At 60.0% G+C, this 6,502-nt stretch carries 8 protein-coding genes; 4 read left to right on the forward strand and 4 right to left on the reverse strand.

Annotation, left to right across the window (positions count from 1 at the left end):
- Positions 1 to 483: 483 nt before the first annotated feature.
- Together PHV01_RS10980 and PHV01_RS10985 are read right to left on the reverse strand one after the other, a co-directional pair.
- The gene (locus tag PHV01_RS10980; RefSeq protein WP_337291200.1) at positions 484 to 1,194 is read right to left on the reverse strand and encodes a GNAT family N-acetyltransferase; all 711 of its coding nucleotides are present in this window, start codon (positions 1,192 to 1,194) and stop codon (positions 484 to 486) included.
- Between the two features lie 103 nt (positions 1,195 to 1,297).
- Positions 1,298 to 2,092, reverse strand: coding sequence for an alpha/beta hydrolase (locus PHV01_RS10985; RefSeq protein WP_337291201.1), 795 nt, complete (start codon positions 2,090 to 2,092; stop codon positions 1,298 to 1,300).
- Positions 2,093 to 2,117: 25 nt separating this feature from the next.
- Between PHV01_RS10985 and PHV01_RS10990 the strand changes: the two genes are divergently transcribed.
- The gene (locus PHV01_RS10990; protein ID WP_337291202.1) at positions 2,118 to 3,107 is read left to right on the forward strand and encodes a kelch repeat-containing protein; all 990 of its coding nucleotides are present in this window, start codon (positions 2,118 to 2,120) and stop codon (positions 3,105 to 3,107) included.
- A gap of 44 nt (positions 3,108 to 3,151) precedes the next feature.
- Here PHV01_RS10990 and PHV01_RS10995 read toward each other — a convergent pair whose 3' ends face one another.
- Both PHV01_RS10995 and PHV01_RS11000 read right to left on the reverse strand, forming a co-directional pair.
- The gene (locus tag PHV01_RS10995) at positions 3,152 to 3,394 is read right to left on the reverse strand and encodes a YgiT-type zinc finger protein (protein WP_337291203.1); all 243 of its coding nucleotides are present in this window, start codon (positions 3,392 to 3,394) and stop codon (positions 3,152 to 3,154) included.
- Positions 3,391 to 3,705 carry a DUF4258 domain-containing protein gene (locus PHV01_RS11000; protein WP_337291204.1) on the reverse strand — a complete coding sequence of 105 codons (315 nt, stop codon included), beginning with the start codon at positions 3,703 to 3,705 and terminating at the stop codon, positions 3,391 to 3,393. Before PHV01_RS11000 ends, PHV01_RS10995 begins: the two co-directional genes overlap by 4 nt.
- Positions 3,706 to 4,842: 1,137 nt before the next feature.
- On the opposite strand from PHV01_RS11000, the gene PHV01_RS11005 reads away from it, so the two are divergent.
- From PHV01_RS11005 to PHV01_RS11015, 3 genes are all read left to right on the forward strand, one after another.
- A complete protein-coding gene (locus PHV01_RS11005) occupies positions 4,843 to 5,121 on the forward strand; it encodes a metal-sensitive transcriptional regulator (protein ID WP_337291205.1) in 279 nt (92 codons plus the stop codon).
- An 18-nt stretch (positions 5,122 to 5,139) separates the two neighbouring features.
- Positions 5,140 to 6,333: a geranylgeranyl reductase family protein gene (locus PHV01_RS11010; protein WP_337291206.1), complete on the forward strand. Its 1,194-nt coding sequence runs from the start codon at positions 5,140 to 5,142 to the stop codon at positions 6,331 to 6,333.
- Positions 6,333 to 6,502, forward strand: a 170-nt coding sequence (locus PHV01_RS11015) for a YHS domain-containing protein (RefSeq protein WP_337291209.1), incomplete at its 3' end; no start/stop codon positions are given. The genes PHV01_RS11010 and PHV01_RS11015, both read left to right, overlap by 1 nt.

Here is a 6,502-nt window from a genome sequence, read left to right on the forward strand (position 1 = left end):
TATCTTTTTAATAGATTAAACAGCCATTATATAGGAGGAGATGAGGATCCACACTCCTCCGTCAAGAACCATTCGGCTATTGCGGTTACTGGTTAGAGAGTTTCCTTGACCCACGGACGCGAGAGGGTGCACCCCTCCAGGGAACTCACGTTTCGAATGAGCATCGACCTTCATGCGCATGAGTATCGGCTTGAAGCGCTCCCATTGCGGTGCTCGCTTGCTACTGCAATATGAGAGAAACCCTCTTGTTCCATGAACGCATACTAATAATACCATGCTCAGCGCGTCCCGGCAGTACTGGGAATACCCGGTAGTGAGTCGAGGGGGGCGTGGGTGGAGCGGACCCACAATGGAAGCGTGCGCAAGAGCTCGGATGTTCTGAGACGGCGTCAATTCCACCAGACAGCCCTCTACAACGAGTTCTATCGGTGGGTCGAGATGGACACACGATGGTAATCCATCTGCCAGGCGCCTCCTCCCTGATCATCGGCATTGCACTGTGCCGATGTATTCGACCCGCTCTGCCGCGCGACTGAACCCGATGCGTGTGTACACACGCTCGGCCTCCGGCGTGGCGACCTCGAGTGCGATGAGCGCGGCACCTGCTTCGTGGGCGAGGCGCGCCGCATACGCGGTGAGCAGGCCGGCCAGACCGCGCCCGCGAAACTCCGGAGCGGTGGCCATCCCGGTGATATGCCCCACGCCGGCGGCCGTGTGCAGGTGTACGGCTGCGGCAAGCTGTCCATCCACCCAGGCGCCGAGCTGGCGCATACCCGCCGTACGCATGCGCGCAACCAGCCTGGCGCGCAACGTTGGCTCCTGCCATGCCGACTCGCCGGAGCCGAAGCTGACACTCAGGATGCGCCCGGCGGCTCGCATATCCTCAGGCCCGGTCTCGCCCAGGCGCACGTCTGCCGGTATCGGAGGGTCGGTCGGTTCGTACTGAAACATTACGTACTTGTGGGACTCAAGCGTACATCCAGACGACTGCAATGCCTCGATGAGCCCTTCGGGTGCTGTCTCACGCGTGAAATTGAAGTGCGGGCTATGGCCCCGCGCGCGGTAGTGCGCCATGACCTCCTCGATACGCTCACGTCCTGGCGTTGCGCTCCACGGTACGACGTCGGCATAGTTGTACGAGGCAACGGTGATCTCGTCGTTCACGAACAGCACGAACGGATGCTTGATCGCCACCAGGCAACCCATGGACTGGTTGCGCTCGACGAGGTAGGTTTCGTAAGACTCCAGGCGATTACGAAGCGACGCGTTCATTAACGCACCTTGTTGTGAGTGAGGCTCAGGGTTCTTTGAGGAATGCCAGAACGACGCGGTTAAACTCTTCGGCGTGGGTGAGGACCAATGCGTGTCCGCCGCCCTGGATCACGGCCAGCCTAGCGTCGGGGATTCGCACGTGGAGTATTCTGGCAAAACGCATCGGTGTCAGGATATCGTCATCGCCGACTACGATCAGCGTCGGCGCCGCAATCCGGCTCAAGCGATCCTCGGCATTGTGACTCAGTGCGGCCTCGACTTGACGCGCGTACACGTCGGCAGGCGTGAAGTATGGGTCTTCCAGAAATCGGGCGATGGCCAAATCCACCAGTCCTGGGGTACGATAGTTCTGGTACGTGAAGACCCACGGACTGGTGGCGCGCGCATACTCTTGTCGGCTGAAGCGGGCTCGCATCAAGGCGAAGGAGTGCAATACGTCAGCGCCGCGTCGATCGGATGAGGTGTAGGTCGAGACAAGGACCAGCCGTTTCACCCTGGCAGGATGGGTAATCGTCAACTCCTGCGCGATTGCCCCACCCATGGAAAGGCCCACGATGTGGGCGTGGTCAATGGCGAGCGTGTCCATCAGACGGATGACATCATCGGCCATGGTCTTTATCGTATAGGAACCCGGCGAGCGATCACTTTGGCCGGCATCGCGATTGTCGAAGGTGAGGCACCGGAAGTGCCGGCTGAACAGCGGTATCTGCAGCGCCCAGACTCGGTGGTCGATGCCGAGCCCGTGGATCCAGACGATCGGCTCGCAGTGACCGTCTTCCTGGTAAAAGAGCTCGATCTGGCCGACCCGAACCTTTGGCATAGTGGCGATTGTAAGGGGGCAGGGTATGGATGTCAATCGATCTGGTGAGGGACGGATGACGCGAGGCGCGCGAGGACTGGCGGCGGGGGTTTGGGTAGCCTGTCTTTTCGCCGCGCTTGGCGTCTGGGCCGGGGGCATGGGGAGTTGGCGTGCTGCCGCGCCCATGCCGCTCGAACGGACCGAGGTGGCGACGGCAACCCTCGGTGGAAAGATCTACGTGATCGGTGGGTTCAAGATGTTCTTTGTCGGTGGCGTCACCGATGCCGTTCAGGCGTACGACCCGGTGCTCGACCGGTGGGAGGACCGGGCGTCGCTTCCCCAGGCGCTGCATCACGTGGCAGCCGCTGCCTTAGACGGCAAGCTCTATGTGGTCGGTGGGTATCGGAATGTCTGGCCCTGGCAGCCGGTTGCGAGCCTCTGGCGCTACGATCCCGCCACCGACCGCTGGCAGGCGGCGAAGCCGATGCCGACCGCGCGCGGGGCGCTGGCCGTGGCGGTGCTGAATGGAAAGCTTTATGCAGTGGGCGGGATGGCTGGCCAAGTGCTCCATGTCAACGAGGAGTACGAACCGGCCACCGATACCTGGCGCAAGCGGGCGCCGATGCCGACAGGTCGCGATCACCTGGCGGCCGCGGCGCTAGAGGGCAAACTGTATGCCGTCGGTGGCCGCATCGGATCGATGGACCGGAATCTGGCCGTTACGGAGGTTTACGATCCGGTCGCTGATCGCTGGGAGGCGAGGCGGCCGATGCCGACCGCCAGGGGTGGCATCGCTGCCGTTGCCCTGGGAGATCGACTGTTTGTCTTCGGTGGCGAGGAATCTGCAAGGACCATGGCCCAGACTGAAGCCTACGATCCGGTTGCAGACCAATGGACAGCTATGGCGCCGATGCCGACGGCCCGTCATGGTCTCGGCGCGGCAACCATCGGCGGCAAGATCTACGTCATCGGCGGTGGCGTCAAGCCCGGCGCCTCGAAGAGTGGTCTCAACGAGGTCTTCGACCCCGGCCCATGACGCAGCGGTCTGGGTGTGAGCCCGCTTGTGGAAAGGCAGTCATACTACAAAACCTGGAAAGTCTGACCCAACGGTTGGAACTCAGCAACTTCCTGCTTTTCTAATTTCTGCCGAATTTGCTCAAAACGCTTGATGGTTTCAGCCTCGTACAACCGCTCCCCACACCGTAGGCATACGTCGGCATGTACTTTGAGCACAGCCGTATGCACTCCACCCTTGAGCAATTTTTCTACTTCTTTTTCCACCAATTCACCGCTACAAACGGGACACTTTTCAAAAGGCTTCATTTCTTTCTCCTTGTCCGCCAATCTACCCATCGTTCAGGATCGGGACGATACACTGTGATTAATACCGACCATTTCGTCTCCGGGTTGTATGCCCATACACTATGTATCGGCTCGCCCGTGAAACTATTACCATAAATCAGGCAACTTGGATACGGCTTGTCGGAGGGATATGCTTCGATAATCTCACCTTGCAAGACACTGAAGAAGATTTCATCGAAGGGCAGGCGGTCCGCCTGTGCTTCTTCGTCAGCATGGTCAGTAATACGGATGCGATTATCTCGTATAGCATCAATAATGTCTTGGATGTTCACTGTAAGACGCCTGCTTCTATTTTACCTGATTATTCAACTGAGATGGGTACAAAGGGCTGGCAAACGAAAAGGTCAGCGACGGGAGCCAGTCGCTGATGACATTCGATTTGTCTCTGAGCGAATCAGCTGGCTCCCGTTCGCTGCACCGTCTGGTTCGTCAATGTCCGTGCGATCAGGTCCGCCAGTCTTTAACGACGAGCCCCCAGGACCCGGCATGATACTGAAGAAAGCGTCTGCACGCCCAATGAACGCTTCGACATCGCCATCGAAAACCTCTCCTCCGACGCACCGACAGTACTCTCTCGTGATACTCGCCTTTGCAGCCTCTTCCCATGTGCGCTTGCAGGGCCAAGACCTAACGAGCTCTAATGTCGGAGCACTCGTGCGGTGATCCGATAATCGCACGTCCAAGTTGTCGGTGTACCCGATCTTTAGCCGATCAGAAAGGTCGTCGGGGTGTAACTGAATGATGTAGAAGTAGCCAAAGTCGCTGTGCTTCGCGATCTCGTTACCAGACGCAGGAATAGGCAGGCGAGGCCTGTAGTCGCGGATCAGGCGGTCAGCGTCGTCTCTCGGCAGAGACACTGCGTTACGGCGACCGCGCTGAGGTCGTAAGCCAAGAGCAGTGGATCGCCGCTTAACCAACCGCAGGGCGTAGTCCTTGTTGACGCCGAGTTCTTCAGCAATTTTCTTTATCGGGACCATTTCCATCTGCGATTTCTCGGGCAACCTGACACTGCTATGGCGAACTATTAAGTGAACCGCTTAACCGGCTGAATGGACGGCGCGGCGTATCCCGAAAACAGAACAACCCTTTGGGGCTCACAATCCCCCAAAGGGCCGTGATAAATTCCTTCAGTCTGACGCTGGTCCGGTTCGCGTGTTGGTTCCTACTGGCCGTCATGACCACGCTCCCTCTTCCCGCGGAACAGGTGCCCCTATTTGCCGCAAGGCAGGGCTGTCGAAGTGGCCCGATGATAATGTCCGGTTCAGGCAGGGGTCAAGGGAAAAGTACGAACGAGGAAAACAGAAAATGGGGCAACGGCGTGGTATGATCTCGGTGTTGACGGGATTGTTTTGGAAGGCTATACTATACCGTAGTAGGGTATCAAATCTGAAATCCTTTCAGAGGCAGAGATGATGGACGAAGAGGCGAAGCAAAAGGCGCTGGCGCGCCTGAGCCGGATCGAGGGCCAGGTGCAGGGTGTGCAGCGGATGGTCGAGGAGGGGAAGTATTGCGTTGATATCCTGCTCCAGCTCTCCGCTATCCAGGGCGCGTTGGAGCAGGTTCGCAAGATTCTCCTGGGCCGTCATATCGAATCGTGTGTCGCGGAGGCGATGGCCTCCGGGCGGGCGGAGGATCGGCAGAAGAAGATCGAGGAGCTCCTCGAGGTCTTTTCGCGCTACGGCCGGTAGGGGTCTGAGGCGTTTACGATGCGATACGATACGATCGTGGTCGGTGGCGGGCCTGCCGGGGCGACGGCCGCGCTGCATCTGGCAAAGGCAGGCGCCAAGGTGCTCCTGCTGGAGCGGAGGAGACTGCCGCGCTACAAGGCGTGTGGTGGCTGCCTGTCGCGGCGGGTGGAGCGGCTGCTTCCGTTCGATCTGGAAAAGGTGAACGAGGAGCCGATCACCGGCCTCACCTTCACCTATCGTAGTCGCAATCCGGTCGAGGCGACCTTTGCGGAGCCGGTGGCCTACATGGTCTGGCGCGATAAGTTCGATCAGGCTCTTTGCCGCCAAGCGATTGAGGCCGGAGCCGAGTTACGGGATGGACAGGCGGTGCGAGCCGTCAGGGCATCGGCGAGCGGTGTCGAGGTTGATGTCGATGGCATGAAGGCGACGGCCGATTTTGTGGTTGGGGCCGATGGCGCTTGCGGCGTCGTCGCTCGGGATCTGTTTCCGAATCGGGCGCAGCCAAGGCTGGTGGGACTGGATGCGGAGCTGCCCTTGACAAGCGCGGGTGAGGCCGCGTTGAAGGGCCGAGTGATTCTCGATGTGGGTCGAGCCCCAGGGGGGTATTGCTGGGCCTTTTCAAAGCGGGGGGTCGCCTCTGTCGGCGTGGCGGTCGACCGCAAGGCAGCGAAGCAGGTTCTGCCGTGCCTGACGAGCTTTCTCAACTCCAGCGACTTCAGAGACTGCAGGCCGGTGCGGACCACCGGCGCGCTGCTCCCGATCTATCATGACGGGACCGGCCCGCTTTACCGCGGACGCGCGCTGCTTACAGGCGACGCGGCATGTCTGGTCGATCCCTTTCTTGGGGAAGGGATCTACTACGCTATCCAAAGCGGACAACTGGCGGCACAGGCAATTCTCACGGCTGGAAGCCACGGCGGCGACCTCTCGTCGTATCAGGCGGCGGTGTCGACGGCGATTATCCCGGAGCTTGAGGCAGCCGGGCGGCTGAGCCGCGTGGCCCATCGGGCCACCTGGCTGTGGTTTCAGGTGCTGAAATGGCGTCTCGGATTGATCGAACACTACCGAAAGGTTCTGATCGGCGAGACGAACTACCGTGTGTTCGAGGAGCGGGCCTGGGCGGGAACGCCTCGGCCTCTAGCCATGCTGTTCGGGGTCTGGGGTGATCGAGGCTACCTCAACCCGAAACGCAACATGTTGGGAAGCGGGTAATGGCGAGAGATCCGATTTGTGGCATGGATGTGCTTCCCGAGGAGGCGGCAGGTACGAGCCGCTACAAGGGTGTGGACTATTATTTCTGTGCAGCGGGCTGCAAGGAGGCGTTCGACAAGTCGCCGGAACAGTATGTGACTGAATCCCCCCCCCCCCCCCCCCCCCCCCC

Source organism: Candidatus Methylomirabilis sp., from assembly GCF_028716865.1.
GTDB lineage: Bacteria > Methylomirabilota > Methylomirabilia > Methylomirabilales > Methylomirabilaceae > Methylomirabilis.

Excerpts from the sequence above, each read along its gene's own strand:
- PHV01_RS10985 (WP_337291201.1), bottom strand. The coding sequence starts at position 2,092 with ATGCCAAAGGTTCGGGTCGGCCAGATCGAGCTCTTTTACCAGGAAGAC.
- PHV01_RS10990 (WP_337291202.1), top strand. The coding sequence starts at position 2,118 with ATGGATGTCAATCGATCTGGTGAGGGACGGATGACGCGAGGCGCGCGA.
- PHV01_RS10995 (WP_337291203.1), bottom strand. The coding sequence starts at position 3,394 with ATGAAGCCTTTTGAAAAGTGTCCCGTTTGTAGCGGTGAATTGGTGGAA.
- PHV01_RS11005 (WP_337291205.1), top strand. The coding sequence starts at position 4,843 with ATGATGGACGAAGAGGCGAAGCAAAAGGCGCTGGCGCGCCTGAGCCGG.
- PHV01_RS11010 (WP_337291206.1), top strand. The coding sequence starts at position 5,140 with ATGCGATACGATACGATCGTGGTCGGTGGCGGGCCTGCCGGGGCGACG.